Genomic DNA, 13,621 nt, shown 5'->3' with positions numbered 1-13,621 from the left:
AGTACCGCCCGGGGGAACTTCTCATATGCGTTCACGCGCTGCCAGCACCGTCGTCGTCGCGTTCGCCCTCACACTGGTCGCGCAGCTCGCCGTCGTCGGCCCGGCCGCCGCGATGCCGGCCTCGTCGGCTGCATCCGCGACGCCGACCGCGTGGCCGGCCACCTCGGGTTCGTCGGCATCCGCCGCACCTGCGTCCGCTGCATCCGCGCCGCCCGCACCGTTCCCGGCCGGCATCACCCGGCTGAGCGGCGCCTCGCGTTACGAGACCGCTGTCGCGGTGTCGAAGCGGTACGCGCCCGGGGTGCCCGTGGTCTACGTGGCCTCCGGAGCCGACTTCCCCGACGCCCTGTCGGCGGCATCGGCAGCAGCACTGGCGGGCGGACCGCTCCTCCTGACGGCCCCCACCAGCCTGCCGAGCGCGGTGATGGCCGAGCTGAAGCGACTGCGGCCCGCCGCCATCCGGGTCGTCGGAGGAACCGGCGCCGTGTCGGCGACCGTGGCCACGGCACTCGGCCGGCTGGCCCCCACGAAGCGTCTCGCCGGTGCCGACAGGTACGCCACCGGTCTCGCGATCCTCAAGGCGGCCTTCACACGCTCCGAGCACGCGATCATCGCGACGGGCCGCACCTTCCCCGACGCTCTCGCCGCCTCGGGAGCCGCCGGCGCCATGCGCGCGCCCGTCGTGCTCGTCGACGGCGCGGTGTCCACGGTTCCCCCGGCGACGATGGCCGCTCTGGCGAAGCTGGGTGTCACCTCGGTCGCCATCGCCGGCGGAACAGGTGCGGTGAGCGACGGCATCCGTCGGCAGCTGCAGAAGGCGGGATATGCGGTGAAGCGCTACGGCGGTACGACCCGCTACGACACCGCAGCGCTGGTCAACCAGGCGTACTTCCCGGCCGGATCCTCCTCGACCACGTTCCTCGCCACAGGGCTCGACTTCCCCGACGCCCTCGCCGCGGCCGCCCTGGCGGGCCGGCTCGCAGCGCCCCTGAACGTCTCTCCGCGCGACTGCGTGCATCCAGCAGTCGGCGATGCCATCGACTCCGTCGGCGCCACGAGTGCCGTGGTGCTGGGCGGCACGGCCGTGGTGTCGAACACGGCCGCGTCGAACGTCCGTTGCGTCTATCCCGTCACCGACCAGCCGCTCACCAGCTGGGCCCTCTCGCCCTGGACTCTGAACGCCAAGGCTGCCGTTCCGTACTCGGATCGTCCGCCGGTGAACGTCGCCGACCCCTCGATCAAGCTCGACTCGACAGGATTGCGCATCTACCTGCGCCGCGACACCGGCGCGCGGGCGGATCACCCGGTCGCCTACGCGCAGTACGGGATCTCGGCGCTCATGGAATACAAGCGCACGGGCAAGAAGGTCTGGCTCGACCGCGCCGTGCGACACGGCCAGCGGCTCATCGACATGCACACGGTGCGCGACGGCGGCTGGTGGTACCCCTACTCCTTCCCGTGGACCTACTACGAGCGCACCATCTCGGCGCCGTGGTACTCGGGCATGGCGCAGGGTCAGGCCCTGTCCCTGTTCGTGCGGCTCGCCCAGCAGACGGGCGACAAGCGCTGGAGCACCGCGGCCGACCGCACCTGGACGAGCTTCGCCCAGGCGAAGTCGGGCTCGGCGCCGTCGTCGTCACTCGTCATCGACAACCACCTCTACTTCGAGGAGTACGCCGGAGATCAGCCGCCACTGCTCGTGCTCAACGGGCAGATCTTCGCGATGTTCGGCCTGTACGACTACTGGCGCTACACCGGCAACCCCGAGACCGCGCGCTACTTCACCGGAGGAGGAACCACCGTGCTCGAGCGGATGATGCCGCTCGTCCGCGTGAAGGGCGGGGTGTCGTACTACTGCGTGCAGGTCACCTACTGTCACAGCCCGCTCTGGCAGAACCAGACCTACCACGTGATCCACTCGTGGCAACTCGACACCCTCGCGAGACTCACCGGCGACGCCGCGTTCACGACCTGGGCGGATCGCCTCCGCACCGACTGGACGCCGACGGATGCCTCCGTCAGGCGGGTCGAGCCGCAGAACGGCTCCGGCGATCTGGGTGAGGCTGGCGAGACGGGTGAACCGACTGACCCTGCTGACCCGGGCGCGACGGGTGAGGTGGGTGAGCCTGGCGACACCGGTGAGGTCGTCCCCGAGCCGGGTCTGGCGCCGCCGCCCGCGTCGGGACCTCGTGCCGGGACCGGTGGCGATCCCGACTGGATCGAGCCGTAGGAGCACCCGCCCTCTCGCCCGTTCAGTGAGGCCCGGACGCAGTCCGCGGCCGAAACGCACCGGCCGTCAGCCCTCGAATCGCAGCGGTGTCCACCCGACCGGGCGCGGCCCGCGCACGTCGGCGCGCTTGCGATCGGCTCGGTCCGACCAGCCCTGTGCCTCGCTGCCGCCGGGCGATCCGACGACCCCGCGCGCAACACGGAAGCCGACGTCTTCGAGCACGGCATCCGGAGCACTCCCGCGGCGCACGGATGCCCTCAGACTCCACTCCCGATCGGCCCACCCGCCGCCGCGCAGGGAACGATAATCGCCGTATCGGGCAGTATCGGCATAGTCCCAGCACCACTCCCACACGTTGCCGATGGTGTCGAAGAGTCCGAACGCATTCGGCGCCTTGCCTGCCACAGGCTGCGGGCCGGCAATGTCATCGAGGCTCGACCACGCGATCTCATCGAGCGAGCCGTACCGTGGCCCCGTGGAGCCCGCTCGAGCAGCGAACTCCCACTCCGCTTCCGTCGGCAGCCTGAAGCCGTCGGCGCTCCCGTCCCAGCTAACCCGGCCGCCGTCGACGACGTAGGCGCGTCGCAGGCCCGCGGCATCCGACGCCCCGTTGCACCAGTTCACCGCCTCGAACCAGGTGACCGGATGCTGTGGCACCGGGTCGTCGACGCGGGGAACCGGTCTGGCCACCGCCGCCCACTCCGCCGCGGTCACAGCAGTCCGGCCGATCTCGAAGGATTGCAGCTCGACGCTGCGCGCTGTCTCCGAGCGCGCGTCGCGCAGTTCGATCGTGCCGGCCGGCACAGTGATCAATACCGGCAGAACAGCCAGGTCGGGCGCGGCACGATCGGGCCGCGCAGGCTGGATCTCGGACACGCCCCAACGCTACAGCCGCCGGTCGGTCAGGCGGGAAGCTCTCGCCCCCACCACCGCCGGTCGACTAGGCAGGTCCCGACCGCAACGCTCCCGCCCCACCGCTGGTCGAGTAGGCCGCGAGCGCAGCGAGCAGCCGTATCGAGACCATGTTTCAGCTGCCGCGCCGACCTGAGTAGCGGCGAGCCTCGACGATGATCTCGATACGCGTCCTCGCTGCGCTCGGTCGCTACTCGATCAGCGGGGGGGGAGGCGGCTGCGCTCGGTCGCTACTCGATCAGCGGGGGCGGCGCTCGTCGCCCACCGCGATCAGCACCTTGCCGACGACGCCACCCTCGACGGCGTCGTGCGCCTCCGCGGTCTGCTCGAGGGCATACCGGTGCACGGGCAGCCCCGTCTCATCGCCGATGCCCAACGCGCTGTCGGCGGCAGCCGCGGTGATGGCGGAACCCGCCGCGACCCATGCCTCGGCGCCCATCGTGTAGATCAGCACGAACTGGTAGCGCAGGTTGAGCGAGATCGCTCGCCCGAACTCGATGGTGAGCGGCACACCACCATCGTTGCCGTAGCTCGCGATGGTGGAGCGCGAATGCGTCACAGCCTGGTCGAGCGCCGCATTGGCGCCGGCCGCGACCTCCACCACGATGTCGACGCCGTCGGGAGCGAGCCCGCGGATCTGCTCCTCGGCATCCGGATCCCGATAGCTGACGACGTGGTGCGCTCCGGCTGCAGTGGCCAGCGCCGCCTTGTCGGATCCGCTCACTGTGGTGATCACGGTGGCGCCGGCCCACCGAGCGAGCTGGACGGCCGCATGTCCGACGGCGCCCGCTCCACCAGCGACGAGCACCACACGTCCGGCGAGGGCGCCCGGCGCGAGCTGCGCGGGTCCGTCCTCGGCGACGGTCAGTGCGCGATGCGCGGTCACGGCGGGTACGCCGAACGCAGCGCCCTCCTCGAAGCTCACCGCATCCGGCAGCGGGAATGCCCGCGAAGCCAGGGTGATCGTGTACTCCTGGGCGGTTCCGGATGCTGGCCGCTGCCATGCCGAGATTCCGAGCCAGACGCGGTCGCCGACGGCGAATCCGTCGACGCCGGGACCGACCGCGTCCACGATGCCGGCGCCATCCTGGTTGGGAACGCTCTCGACCCCGGATGGCGCTGCATTCGACCCGCGACGCGTCTTCCAATCCGTGGGATTCACGCCCGAGACCATGACCCGCACCCGGATCTCGCCGGGACCCGGTTCCGCAATCTCACGTTCGGTCGATTCGAGCACCGACGAGTCGCCGGTCTGGGTGTAGACGATTGCTCTCATGTCGAATGCAACCGACCCCAGCCCGCATCGATTCCTCGCGCGACGGCCGACCCGCGCGTAGCATCGCCAGCATGAACGCGGCCAAGGACGACGCGACCACGCTCGAGATCGACGGGCGTGAGGTGCGCATCAGTCACCCCGACAAGATCGTCTTTCCAGAACCGGGGCTCACCAAGCTCGACCTCGTCCAGTACTACCTGGACGTGGCCGACGGCGCCCTGCGCGGAGCAGCCGACCGCCCCATGGTGCTCAAGCGCTTCGTCAAGGGAATCGATAAGGAGGCCTTCTTCCAGAAGCGAGCCCCCGAGTCCCGCCCGCCGTGGATCGAGACCACGACACTCCACTACGCGTCCGGAACGTCGGCCGAGGAGGTCGTGGTGACGGATGCCGCCTCTCTGGCCTGGGTGATCAACCTGGGGTGCATCGACCTCAACCCCCATCCGGTGCGCGCATGGGACCTCGATCACCCCGACGAACTGCGCGTCGACCTCGACCCGATGCCCGGCGTCGACTGGACGCAGATCGTCGACGTCGCCTTCGTCGCCCGCGACGTGCTGGAGGACTGCGGGCTCGTCGGCTGGCCGAAGACGAGCGGGTCGCGAGGCCTGCACATCAACGTGCGGATCGAGCCGAAATGGAGCTATCGCGAGGTGCGCCTGGCCGCGGAGACGCTGGCCCGCGAGGTCGAGAACCGGGCTCCGGGGCTCGCGTCGGCACACTGGTGGAAGGAGGAACGGGGAGCGAGCGTCTTCGTCGACTTCAATCAGAACGCGAAGGACCGCACTGTCGCTTCCGCCTACTCGATCCGCGCCCTGCCCGACGCTCGGGTGTCGACTCCCCTCACGTGGGAGGAGGTGCGCGATCGACGACCCGATGAGTTCACCGTCGCCACCATGCTCACCCGGTTCGCCGAACGCGGAGACGTCGCTGCCGGCATCGACGGAGCTGCCGGCAGCCTCGACGCGCTGCTCGCACTGGCCGAGCAACTCGGCCCGGCCGAGAAGGCTCCGGCGACCGCCAAGGGCGACGGCGCGGAATCCTCCGGTCGCCGACAGCCGTCGATGCCGCTCATCGAGATCGCGCGAGCGAAGACCAAGGACGAAGCCCTCGCGGGTCTCGAGACGTGGAAGGCACGGCATCCGGATGTCGTCCCGCACCTCGAGCCGGCCGATGAACTCGTCGACGGCATGCGCGGATCGAGTTCGCTCTGGTACCGCATCAGGGTGAACCTCCAGCATGTTCCGGAGGATCTGCGCCCCGAGCAGGCTCCACTCGAGGTCGACTACGACCCGTGGGCGGGGCGCGGCTGAGCGCGACCGGCCGAGCGACCTGTCACCTCGGGTTCTTCCGCTCGTCACCGGAGACCCCTAGTTTGGGGGACGGGGGTGAACCGCACGCGTCACTCCTGTCGCATCGCCCACGAAGGAGTCAGCATGCCCGTCACCCGTTCGATCCCGATCGCCATCGCCGCCACCCTCGTCGGCGGCCTGCTCACAGCGACCGTCGGAGTCGGCGCGGCCAGTGCCGCCGTGCCATCGACCTCGACCTCGACCTCGACCCAGAGCGCGGCGGCCGCGGCCGCATCCGGCCTCCCCACGGCGACGAACCTGCGCATCGCCACCTTCAACCTCTCGCTCAACCGCGCCGCACCCGGCCAGCTCGAGGCCGACCTCGCCACGGGCACCAACGAGCAGGCGCGTACGGTGGCCGAGATCATCCAGCGCGCGAACCCCGACATCGTGCTCCTGAACGAATTCGACTACGTTCCGGATGGCCGGGCCACCGACGCCTTCCGCAGCAATTACCTGGCCGTCGGCCAGAACGGTGCGAACCCGGTCGACTACCCGTACGCGTACACGGCTCCGTCGAACACCGGCATACCCAGCGGCTACGACCTCAACAACGACGGCACCGTCGGCGGCGGAGACGACGCCTTCGGCTTCGGGGTGTTCGAGGGGCAGTACGGCATGGCCATCCTGTCGAAGTTCCCGATCGTCACCGACAAGGTGCGCACCTTCCAGAAGTTCCTCTGGAAGGACATGCCCGGCGCCCTGCTCCCCGACGACCCGGCCACCCCGGAGGCGAACGACTGGTACTCTCCGGAGGAACTGAAGGTGGTGCGGCTCTCGAGCAAGTCGCACTGGGACGTGCCCGTGAAGGTCGGCAGGGCGACGGTGCACGTGCTCGCCGCTCACCCGACCCCGCCCACCTTCGACGGGCCGGAAGACCGGAACGGCCGCCGCAACCACGATGAGATCCGGTTCTGGGCCGACTACATCTCGCCGCTGAAGAGCCGCTACATCACCGACGACGCCGGAAAGCGCGGCGGCCTGTCACCGCTGTCGCCCTTCGTCATCCTGGGCGACCAGAACGCAGACCCGCTCGACGGCGACTCGGTCGACAGCGCCATCCAGCAACTGCTCGACAACTGGCGCATCACCGATCCGAAGCCGACCTCCGCTGGTGCGCCCGAGGCTGCAGCGCTGCAGGGGGGCGCGAACGCCACCCATCTGGGCGACCCGAAGTACGACACCGCCGACTTCGCCGACACGGCCCCGGGCAACCTCCGCGCCGACTACGTGCTGCCGTCGCGCGGACTGCTGCAGGTGCGCGACGCCGGTGTCTTCTGGCCGACGCAGTCCGACCCGCTGTCTGCGCTCACCGGAGTCTTCCCCTTCCCGAGCAGCGACCACCGCTTGGTCTGGGTCGACCTGCGGGTCCCGCGTCTCGTGGGCCTTCTGGGCTGACGGATGCCGCCAGCCGGAGCCGGAACGCACGCCTGAAGCCTCAGTCCCCGAGCCCGATCCGATCATGCGCTACTCCCCCGACCATCCCGTCGTCGTCGGCCTTCCGCTTCGCGGCGAGGGATGGCTCGCGGTGACCACACCGGCCACCCGCGTGCCGAGTCACGGCGTCGACGTGCTCGGGCAGACGTACGCCTACGACTTCCTCAAGGTCGACGAGCGGCCGGGCGGCCATTTCAGCCCAGCGGGCGGACTGCGCGGCAACCTCCTCGGCGTGCGGGCGCGCGACTGCTACGCGTGGGGCGCATCAGTTCACGCTCCCTGTGACGGTGTCGTCGTGGGCGCGAGCGACGGCACGCCCGAGCGCGAGTGGATCCACCCCGTGCGCGAGCTCACGCGCATGACCTGGAACGGGCTGACGTTCACCCCGGGGAGGCTGGGCGCCATCATGGGAAACCACGTGACACTGAGGCTCGATCCGAGCACCTGCTCTGCAGACCGGCCGGACGCCCCCGCCTCGATCTTCGCCGGGTTCGCCCACCTGCAGCCCGGCAGCGTGAGCGTCAGCCCCGGTCAGCGCGTGCACGCGGGTGACGTGCTCGGCCGCGTCGGCCACACGGGCAACTCCACGTCGCCGCACCTGCACTTCCAGCTGATGGACTCCGCCGACCTGCTCGAGGCGCACGGCATCCCGTGCGCCTTCAGCGCCTACGAGGTGCAGCGCGGCGGGTCGTGGGAACGGGTGACGGATGCGATCCCGAGCAGTCGGGACCGCATCCGTTCGATTCCCACTCGCTGAAAAGACCGCTCGCTGAGGGCCGAGCGAAGCGACCGCCCGAAGCGCGCGTCAGCGGCGGACCGCTCGAAGCGCTTCGACCGCGGCCTTCGCCCGGGCTCAGCGACCTGACGTGACCGGCACCGACCCCGTGGGAGCCTCATCGTCGACCGACGACGCATCCGAAGCCGCATCCGTCGCCGCCTGCAGCTTCGGCCGGCGAATGAGCGCGATCGCGATGACAGTGCCGACGAGCATGGCGATGGCGGCGCTCAGGAAGGCGGCCGAGTAGCCGTCGACCAGCGCGTCCATCGAGCCGGGCACCGAGGCGTCACGGATGGCGGAGGCGTACGCCGTCGCGAAGATCGACAGGCCGATCGACCCGCCGATCTGCATGGCGGCGTTGGCCGTGGCGCTCGCGGCCCCGGCATCGTGCGGAGCGACTCCGGCGAGCGCGAGGTTCTGCATCGGGATGAACAGCATCGCCATGCCGATTCCGAGCAGCACGAGGGCGGGCAGCACCTGCACGACGTAGCTGCCGTCGACAGTGATGAGGCTGAGGTAGCCGAGCCCGGCCGCTGCCACCAGCGTTCCGCCGATCATCAGCGGACGCGGTCCCCAGGTCGAGAGCACCTTGGTGGCGAGCGGGGCGCACAGCGAGATGACCACGGGCAACGGGAGGGTGGCGAACCCAGCCACGAGAGGCGAGAGCCCGAGCACGATCTGCAGGTGGAAGGTGAGGAACACCATCGCGCCGATCATCACGCTGCCTGCGATCGCCTGCAGCAGGAAGGCGCCGCCGCGCACCCTGTCGAGCACGATGCGCAGCGGAAGCAGGGGCTGACCGACGCGCGACTCGATCCAGACGAAGGCCGCGAGCAGCACGACTCCGGCGGCGATGAAGCCGACGGTGCCGACCGATGTCCAGCTCTCCTCGGCGAGGGTGAACCCGTAGACGAGCGAGCCGAGCCCGAGCGTCACCGTGATGACACCGGGGATGTCGTAGCGGTTCTCTCCCTCGGCACGGCTCTCGGTCACCAGGATGGCTCCGGCGATGAAGGCGATGACGACCACCGGAACGTTCACGAGCAGGCACCACCGCCAGTCGGCCGCCTCCGTGAGCAGACCGCCGAGCAGCATGCCGACACCGGCGCCCGCTCCCGCGACGGCGCCGAACACCGCGAAGGCCCGGTTGCGGTCGCGTCCGCTCGGGAAGGTCATGGTGAGCAGCGCGAGCGCTGCCGGGGCCATGAGTGCGGCGAACACTCCCTGCAGTCCGCGGGCGAGGATGAGCTCGGTGCCGTTCTGGGCGATCCCTCCGATGACCGAGGCGATTCCGAATCCGACCATGCCCACGAGGTAGGCGCGCTTGCGTCCCCAGTAGTCGGCGATGCGGCCACCGAGCAGCAGCAGGGCGCCGAAGGCGAGGGCGTAGCCGGTGACGACCCACTGGCGCTCGGAGTCGGTCAAGCCGAGCTCCTGCTGCGCCTGCGGAAGCGCCATGTTCACAATGGTGCCGTCGAGCACCACGATGAGCTGCGTGAGCGCGAGGGTGACGAGCACCCACCAGCGGCGAGAGGTTGACGAAGACGAACTGGACGAAGACATAGGCGTGGCCTGCTTTCCGATTGCACTGCGTGATCACGGGGTTTCCAGCCCGGATCACGCCCCTGAATCGGTGACGCGACCACACCGACGAAGAATGTCGGTCGAACGTTCAGTTTATCAGGCGCCCGCCGCACCCCGGCGGTCGGCCGGCGCCCGCTACCGAAGCGCGTCCAGCTTGCGCTGCAATGCCGCCCGCTCCGCGGCGTTCGTGCACAGCTCCAGCGCCTCGGCGAGCGCGCTCTGCGCCTCCTCGTGCCGCCCCAGGCGCAGCAGCAGCTCACCGCGCACCGCGGGAAGCAGGTGCGATCCGGCCAGGTCGCCGCGCTCCGCGATGACGGCGACCACGCCGAGACCATCCGCCGGCCCTGAGTCCATCGCGACTGCGACGGCTCGGTTCAGCTCGACGATCGGCGACGGCGCGAGCCGACCGAGCGCCTCGTACAGGATGACGATGCGCTGCCAGTCCGTTTCGCCGACGGATGCCGCCACGGCATGGCACTCGGCGATCGAGGCCTGCAGACCGTAGACGCGCAGGCCTCCGCTCGGACTCACCGCACGGGCCAGTGCCGCGCGTCCGCGCCGGATCGCAGCGTGGTCCCAGAGGCGCCGGTCCTGATCCTCGAGAAGCACCGGACTGCCGGAGGCATCGATCCTGGCCGGGAAGCGGGCGGCTGTGAGCTCCATGAGCGCGAGCAGGCCGAAGACCTCGGGTTCGGGATCCAGTCGAGCCAGCACGCGCGCCAGGCGCATGGCCTCGCCCGCGAGCTCCGAGCGCATCCAAACATCACCGCCAGACGCGTACGAGCCCTCGGTGAAGATCAGATAGATCACCTGCAGCACCGAGCCCAGGCGCTCCGGCAGCTCGGCGGCGTCCGGAACCCCGAAGGGGATCTGCGCCGCGGCGAGGGTCTTCTTGGCCCGGGTGATGCGTGCCTGCACCGTCGGCACCGGGATGAGCAGGGCTCGCGCGATCTCCTCCGTGGTGAGGCCGCCGACGACACGCAGGGTGAGGGAGAGCCGGGCCTCCTTCGAGAGCACGGGGTGGCACGCGATGAACATGAGGGCGAGCACGTCGTCGTCGATCACGTCGGGGTCGAAGAGCGCGTCGGCACCCGGCGTCGACTCGTCGAGGTCGAGGTCGCGGGCGAGCAGGGCGTAGCGCTCGTCTCGGCCCGAACGCCGGCGAAAGGCATCGATGGCGCGGCGACGTCCCACGGTGAGAAGCCATCCGGTGGGTTCGCGCGGCACGCCGTCGACGGACCACGACACCAACGCCTCGGCCAGAGCCTCCTGCGCGAGGTCCTCCGCCAGCGAGAAGTCGCCGGTGTAGCGGGCGAGGGCGCCGACGATGCGCGCGGACTCGATGCGCCACACCGCCTCGACGGCGCCCCGCGCCTCGCTCGTGCTCACCACGCGATCAGAGCTGCCCCGTCTGTTCGCGCCAGGCGCGCTCCTTCTGGATCCACACGTTGTCCTGGGGGAACTCGTCGATCGACGGCACGCGACGGATCTCCATCTTGGTTCCCTCGGTGTACGGCGCCCGCTTGGCCCACTCCACAGCCTCCTGCTGCGACGCGACGTCGAGGATGTAGAAGCCGTTGAACAGCTCCTTCGTCTCCCCGTAAGGACCATCGCTGACGACGGGGCTCTCGCCGGTGAAGTCGACCACCACACCGCTGTTCGGGTCGTCGAGGCCCTCGGCCGCGAGCAGAACGCCGGCGCGGATGAGTTCGTCGTTGAACCGTCCCATCGCTTCGAGCAGGTCGTTGAAATCGGCCTCGGCGAACTTCGAGGCGACGTCGTCGCTCGAGCGCATGATCAGCATGTACTTGGCCATCGGAATTCTCCTTGTTCGTGTCAGGTCGCGCTTCGACCTTCTCACCCCAAGGTCGAACGGCGCGATGGGGAATCGACATCGTCGATGAGAAACTTCCCGCCCGCTGTCCCGTCAGATGATCAGGTCAGGCTCGTCCTCAGAGTCCACGTACTCGAGCAGGTCTCCAGGCTGGCACTCGAGCACCCGGCACATGGCGTCGAGCGTGCTGAACCGCACAGCCTTCGCGCGACCGTTCTTCAGCACGGCCACGTTCGCCGGCGTGAGTCCGATCCGCTCGGCGAACTCGCCGACGCTCATCTTGCGCTTGGCGAGCTCCACGTCGATGCGAACGACGATCATCAGATGACGTCCTCCATGTCGGCCCGCAGCACGGCTGCCTGCCTGAGCAGGGCGCGCAGCACGACAACGGTCAGCACGACAACACCGCCGATCAGGACGATGCCGAACAGCAGCATGGGAGTTCCGGGATCGCGGAGCTCGGGCGTGAAGTAGATGACGCCCACGATGACGGCCGAGACACCGGCGAGCAGGGCCCAGCCGACGACCAGTGCCCAGACGATGCCGTCGACCCAGCCGAACGATTCCTCGCTGAAGATGCGGTCGGCCCGCACGAGGGTGAGCAGGCGCCAGGTGCACACGATCACCACCTGGATGCAGAGCAGTTCGACCACGGAGAAGGCGAGCAGCAGCCACGGCACCGACCCGAGGTCGGGGTTCCGTTCCGCCAGGTACCGGAACGTTCCGGGCAGGCTGAAGGTCTGCGCGACGAGCAGACCGACGAAGACGAGCACCAGCAGCACTCTGAGCGGTACGACGACGCGATCGATGCTTCTCATGCATTGATTAACGCTCGATTCCTATCGTTTGTCAATCGATAGGAGGAAGGAATACGGCCGCTTCAGCCTTGGAAGTCCTCGGGGTCGACGTGTTCGAGGAACTCCTTGAACTCCTCGAGCTTCTCCTCGTCCTCGGCGACGTCGACGAGCTCCGCCGGGATCCCGGCCTCCTCGACCACGGCATCAGCGACCCAGATCGGCGAATGGAACCGAGCCGCCAGACCGAGGGAATCGGACGGGCGCGCGTCGATCACGCGGCGACCCGATGGCGTCATCAGGGTGATCTCCGCATAGAACGTTCCGTCTTCGATGCGGGTCACGTCCACTCGCTCGACCTCGGCGCCGAGGGTCTCGAGCATCGTCTTCATGAGGTCGTGCGTGAGCGGCCGCGGCGGTTCCTCGCCCTGCGTCGCCATGAGGATCGAGTTCGCCTCGAGCTCACCCACCCAGATCGGCACGACCCTCCCCTGACCAGGCTCCTCGAGCACGGGCTTCAACAGGATGATGTGCTGCAGCGCCGAGTCGAGCGCCACCCCGAGGATGCGGACCTGCACCATGACGCCTCCCATCGCAGACCGACAGCCGGCTGAATCAGCCGAGACTGCCATGGTAGATCCGGATGCCGTGAGCCGGTCAGGAGTTCCGGGCGCGAAGTTCCCGTCACCGGTGCGTCAAGGAGGCGACCGGGTGGTCGTGCCTCAGGGCAGAAGATCCTCCGGCACGACGACGCGGGCGTCATCCCAGGGCTCGGCCCAGCCGAGCTCATCGAACATGCGCGACAGCACCATGGCCGTGAAACCCCAGATGAGCCTGCCGTCCACGGTGAATGCCGGCGATCGATAGGTGCGCCCTCCGAGCGTGTGCGATGTGATGGCGCGGTTCGCGGGCAGCAGCAGATCGGCCACCGGCACTCTGAAGACGTCGACGGACTCGTCGTGGTCGACGGCGGCCACCTCCGACGGGTGCGTCCACCACGCCGGCACAGGGGTGACGAGATGCCGACTGATGGGGACGGGGAACGGAGGCAGGGTTCCGAGCGGCTCGATGCCGTCAGGATCGAGCCCGGTCTCCTCGACGGCCTCGCGCAGGGCACCCGCGATCGGACCGTCGTCGGATGCCTCCAGTCGACCTCCGGGGAAGGCGATCTGCCCGGCGTGCGATCGCAGCGTCGACGCTCGGCGCAGCAGCAGCACGTCGAGGTCTCCGCGCACGGGACCTGTCGCCCGCGCCGGGTGGCCGTCGAGCACGCCGAACAGCACGAGTACCGCCGCCGGACGCAACTCCGCGGCCCCGAGCATCGCCTGTTGCAGGTCGGCGTGCCAGTCCAGCGGACGCCCGCACAGCGCCAGGAGTTCGGAGCGTGGGCCGTCATCGGCTGGAGTCATGGGTCCAGCCTAGGCAGG

Annotated in this window: 13 protein-coding genes; 4 read left to right on the top strand and 9 right to left on the bottom strand. The window is 69.4% G+C overall.

From position 1 onward, the window contains the following. Window positions 1-25: 25 nt before the first annotated feature. Complete coding sequence (locus ASC59_RS15775) at window positions 26-2,230, top strand: cell wall-binding repeat-containing protein (protein WP_055824853.1); 2,205 nt, start codon at window positions 26-28, stop codon at window positions 2,228-2,230. Between the two features lie 66 nt (window positions 2,231-2,296). On the opposite strand, the gene ASC59_RS15770 is transcribed toward ASC59_RS15775, so the two are convergent. Next, entirely contained in the window at window positions 2,297-3,097 is an 801-nt protein-coding gene (locus ASC59_RS15770; RefSeq protein ID WP_442915111.1) for a formylglycine-generating enzyme family protein, read from the bottom strand. Window positions 3,098-3,380: 283 nt separating this feature from the next. Beyond that, window positions 3,381-4,418, bottom strand: coding sequence for an NADPH:quinone reductase (locus tag ASC59_RS15765; RefSeq protein ID WP_055824851.1), 1,038 nt, complete (start codon window positions 4,416-4,418; stop codon window positions 3,381-3,383). 71 nt (window positions 4,419-4,489) lie between these two features. Here ASC59_RS15765 and ligD point away from each other — a divergent pair, with 71 nt between their 5' ends. The 3 genes from ligD to ASC59_RS15750 all read left to right on the top strand — a co-directional run bounded on the left by ligD (window position 4,490) and on the right by ASC59_RS15750 (window position 7,961). Beyond that, on the top strand, window positions 4,490-5,728 hold the full coding sequence (gene ligD, locus ASC59_RS15760) for a non-homologous end-joining DNA ligase (RefSeq protein WP_055825793.1): 1,239 nt from the start codon (window positions 4,490-4,492) through the stop codon (window positions 5,726-5,728). Window positions 5,729-5,851: 123 nt separating this feature from the next. Beyond that, on the top strand, window positions 5,852-7,165 hold the full coding sequence (locus tag ASC59_RS15755) for an endonuclease/exonuclease/phosphatase family protein (RefSeq protein ID WP_082513737.1): 1,314 nt from the start codon (window positions 5,852-5,854) through the stop codon (window positions 7,163-7,165). 64 nt (window positions 7,166-7,229) lie between these two features. Continuing rightward, entirely contained in the window at window positions 7,230-7,961 is a 732-nt protein-coding gene (locus ASC59_RS15750; protein WP_055824849.1) for a M23 family metallopeptidase, read from the top strand. 96 nt (window positions 7,962-8,057) lie between these two features. Here the strand turns inward: ASC59_RS15750 and ASC59_RS15745 are convergent, their stop codons facing one another. The 7 genes from ASC59_RS15745 to ASC59_RS15715 all read right to left on the bottom strand — a co-directional run bounded on the left by ASC59_RS15745 (window position 8,058) and on the right by ASC59_RS15715 (window position 13,603). After that, window positions 8,058-9,545: an MFS transporter gene (locus tag ASC59_RS15745; RefSeq protein WP_055824847.1), complete on the bottom strand. Its 1,488-nt coding sequence runs from the start codon at window positions 9,543-9,545 to the stop codon at window positions 8,058-8,060. A gap of 156 nt (window positions 9,546-9,701) precedes the next feature. Then, the gene (locus ASC59_RS15740) at window positions 9,702-10,955 is read right to left on the bottom strand and encodes an RNA polymerase sigma factor (protein WP_055825787.1); all 1,254 of its coding nucleotides are present in this window, start codon (window positions 10,953-10,955) and stop codon (window positions 9,702-9,704) included. A 7-nt stretch (window positions 10,956-10,962) separates the two neighbouring features. Next, entirely contained in the window at window positions 10,963-11,382 is a 420-nt protein-coding gene (locus ASC59_RS15735; protein ID WP_055824845.1) for a YciI family protein, read from the bottom strand. Window positions 11,383-11,493: 111 nt separating this feature from the next. Further along, window positions 11,494-11,724, bottom strand: a complete 231-nt coding sequence (locus ASC59_RS15730; protein WP_055825785.1) for a helix-turn-helix domain-containing protein — start codon at window positions 11,722-11,724, stop codon at window positions 11,494-11,496. Beyond that, window positions 11,721-12,218, bottom strand: a complete 498-nt coding sequence (locus ASC59_RS15725; protein WP_055824843.1) for a DUF2975 domain-containing protein — start codon at window positions 12,216-12,218, stop codon at window positions 11,721-11,723. Before ASC59_RS15725 ends, ASC59_RS15730 begins: the two co-directional genes overlap by 4 nt. Window positions 12,219-12,280: 62 nt before the next feature. Then, window positions 12,281-12,775, bottom strand: coding sequence for a bifunctional nuclease family protein (locus ASC59_RS15720; RefSeq protein WP_055825782.1), 495 nt, complete (start codon window positions 12,773-12,775; stop codon window positions 12,281-12,283). A gap of 141 nt (window positions 12,776-12,916) precedes the next feature. Next, window positions 12,917-13,603 (bottom strand): NUDIX hydrolase, encoded by a 687-nt coding sequence (locus tag ASC59_RS15715; RefSeq protein ID WP_055824840.1) that lies wholly within the window; start codon window positions 13,601-13,603, stop codon window positions 12,917-12,919. Window positions 13,604-13,621: the final 18 nt, after the last annotated feature.

Origin of the sequence: Leifsonia sp. Root1293 (assembly GCF_001425325.1) — a bacterium.
GTDB lineage: Bacteria > Actinomycetota > Actinomycetes > Actinomycetales > Microbacteriaceae > Orlajensenia.
The sequence above is the reverse complement of the archived record's forward strand: the minus strand, read 5'-3'. Positions and strand labels throughout refer to the sequence as shown.

What these genes read in the sequence shown, in the direction of transcription:
- ASC59_RS15765 (WP_055824851.1), bottom strand. Translation starts at nt 4,418, where the DNA reads ATGAGAGCAATCGTCTACACCCAGACCGGCGACTCGTCGGTGCTCGAA.
- ASC59_RS15735 (WP_055824845.1), bottom strand. Translation starts at nt 11,382, where the DNA reads ATGGCCAAGTACATGCTGATCATGCGCTCGAGCGACGACGTCGCCTCG.
- ASC59_RS15750 (WP_055824849.1), top strand. Translation starts at nt 7,230, where the DNA reads ATGCGCTACTCCCCCGACCATCCCGTCGTCGTCGGCCTTCCGCTTCGC.
- ligD (WP_055825793.1), top strand. Translation starts at nt 4,490, where the DNA reads ATGAACGCGGCCAAGGACGACGCGACCACGCTCGAGATCGACGGGCGT.
- ASC59_RS15715 (WP_055824840.1), bottom strand. Translation starts at nt 13,603, where the DNA reads ATGACTCCAGCCGATGACGGCCCACGCTCCGAACTCCTGGCGCTGTGC.
- ASC59_RS15720 (WP_055825782.1), bottom strand. Translation starts at nt 12,775, where the DNA reads ATGGTGCAGGTCCGCATCCTCGGGGTGGCGCTCGACTCGGCGCTGCAG.
- ASC59_RS15745 (WP_055824847.1), bottom strand. Translation starts at nt 9,545, where the DNA reads ATGTCTTCGTCCAGTTCGTCTTCGTCAACCTCTCGCCGCTGGTGGGTG.
- ASC59_RS15725 (WP_055824843.1), bottom strand. Translation starts at nt 12,218, where the DNA reads ATGAGAAGCATCGATCGCGTCGTCGTACCGCTCAGAGTGCTGCTGGTG.
- ASC59_RS15755 (WP_082513737.1), top strand. Translation starts at nt 5,852, where the DNA reads ATGCCCGTCACCCGTTCGATCCCGATCGCCATCGCCGCCACCCTCGTC.
- ASC59_RS15775 (WP_055824853.1), top strand. Translation starts at nt 26, where the DNA reads ATGCGTTCACGCGCTGCCAGCACCGTCGTCGTCGCGTTCGCCCTCACA.